Raw genomic sequence first — 2,208 nt, 5'->3', positions numbered from 1 at the left:
ATCCGGAACCGCCCGTCGGCCTCCTCCAGCGCTGCCACCACGTCCCGCAGATCCCGGGCGGCCTGCGGCGGCAGCCGCTGGGGCATCCTGATGACCAGCCGGCCGTCCTGCGCGGCGATCTCAAGAAGCCGGGTGTCGGCGAGACCCGCTGCGATCTCCTCGCGCCGCCCGGGGCGGACCAGACCGACGATCTTGGGCCAGACCTCGTCGCCGGCCTTGGTCGCGATGGCGGACACGAAGGGCTGGAGTGCCGCGGTGGTCACGACCGCCGCCGCCAGATCGAGGAATCCGATGCGCTCACCGCCGTCGCCCAGATCGCAGTTCCAGCAGCGCGCGGCCCTTCGCCGATGACCGCACGCCGGGCATGGGAATGTCGACGCGTCGACTGTCATCCTCACCTCTCATCAGGGAACACCGGTGGACCGTCGCGTCAGCCTGCACCGAACGCCGGTTCCCCGCAAGGTGGCGCGCGAGGGGAGGCAAGTACCGTACGGGGAAGGGGAATCGGGTGGCCGACCAGTTCATCAGACACAACCAGCTCGCGCGCCGCGCGCTGTGGCTGTTGCACCGCGCGCACCGGAGACACAGCGTCAGAAGGCTGAGGGCCGCGCGCCAGGCGTTCGAGCGCGTACTGGACATCATGGCGCCCCACCACCCGGACCGGCCGGCGTGCCTCGGCAATCTGAGTGCGGCGCTGGTCCTCCAGTACGAGTGGACGTCGGACTCCGCCGCCCTCGACCAGCTCGTGGCGGTCGACGAGCTGATCGCACAGAGCCTTTCCGAGGAGCATCCGCAGCGGCACCTGCACCGTCACAACCTGCGGAAGCTCGTGACAGCGCTTGTCACAGGGCCCCGCCGGCCCGAACTGCTCGCCCGTACGGTCCCCCTCGCCAGGGAGGCCGCGGCCGATCCCGCCCACCGTCCCGTCTTCGCCGAAGCCCTGGTCATCTGTCTCGACGAGCTGTTCCAGCGCACTGAGGACGCGGCCGTGCTGCGGGAGCTGGTCGCGCTGGACCGGGAAAGGGCGGCCTCCGTCCCGGCCGGCGATCCCGACGCGGGGGTCCTCCTCAGCGACCTGGGCGCGGGCCTGCGCACGCTCGCCCTGCTGACGGGAGACCCGGAGGGCCTGGCGGAGGCCGTCGGCATCGGGCGGCGGGCGGTCGAGGCGTGTCCGTCCGGGCACGAGCACCGCGCGCTCTGCCTCAACGGCCTGTGCAACTCGCTGCACGCCCTGTTCGTCCAGCAGGACCGGTTACCGGGGACGCTGCGCGAGTCGGTCGTGTACGGGCGGCAGGCGGTCGCGGCGGCACCGGACGGGCATCCGGACCGCTCGTCCTGCCTGAGCGGCCTGGGGATCGCGCTGCGCACGCTGTTCGAGGAGACCCGGGAACTCGACGCGCTCCACGAGGCCGTACGGGTCAGCCGGGAGGCGGTCGACCGGGCCGGGCCCGACGACGCCAGGCTCGCCCGGTACCTCGGCAATCTGAGCGCCGTCGACCAGGAGCTGTTCAAACGGACCGGCGACAGGCGCGCGATCCTGGAGGCGGTGACGGCCTCCCGCACGGCCGTGGAGCTGAGCCCGGCCGGCACCTCCCAGCGGGCCGACCGGCTGAGCGACCTCGGCAACGCGCTGCACATCCTGTCCCAGGGGACGCCCGCCGCCTCCGCCGGGGACGAACCGGCCGGAGGGAAACCGGTGCCGCGGAGCGCTGTCGCGGCGACCCTCCGGGAAGCGGTCCAGGTGGCCCGTGAGGCCGTCACGGCGGGTCCCCGGGAGGACGCGCAGCGCGGTGGACGGCTGAGCAACCTCAGCGTCGCCGCCCGCGCTCTCTTCGAGTTCACCGGTGATCCCGCGGCGCTGGAGGAGGCCGTACGGGCCGCCCGTGACGGTGTCGCGGCCACGGCGGCCGACACGACGACCCGCGCGACGGCGCTGCTGGCGCTGGTCCGGGCGCTGGCACGGCACCCCGTCGAACCGGACAAGCCGGATGTGTTGCGGGAGATGCGCCGGTGCTGCGAGGAGCTGGAGGGGGCGGCAACCGCCCCGCGGACGCGCGTCATCGCGTATCTGCACCTCGGCAGGTACGCCATGGCGGCGGGCCCGGCCGAGGCCGGGACGGCGCTCGCCGCCTACGAGAAGGCCGTCGCCCGGCTGCCGGAGATCGCCCCGCGACAACTCCTGCGCCCCGACCGCGAGTACGGGCTGGG

At 73.6% G+C, this 2,208-nt stretch carries 2 protein-coding genes; one reads left to right on the top strand and one right to left on the bottom strand.

Annotated features, from left to right (window positions below):
- The coding region (locus ACWF94_RS39175; protein ID WP_453499860.1) for a hypothetical protein at positions 1 to 392 on the bottom strand (392 nt) is incomplete at its 3' end.
- Between the two features lie 116 nt (positions 393 to 508).
- Between ACWF94_RS39175 and ACWF94_RS39170 the strand changes: the two genes are divergently transcribed.
- A partial coding sequence (locus ACWF94_RS39170) for a hypothetical protein (RefSeq protein ID WP_453499858.1) occupies positions 509 to 2,208 on the top strand: 1,700 nt, incomplete at its 3' end.

It is taken from the genome of Streptomyces sp. NPDC055078, from assembly GCF_053607985.1.
This window is presented reverse-complemented; position numbering and strand designations above follow the sequence as displayed.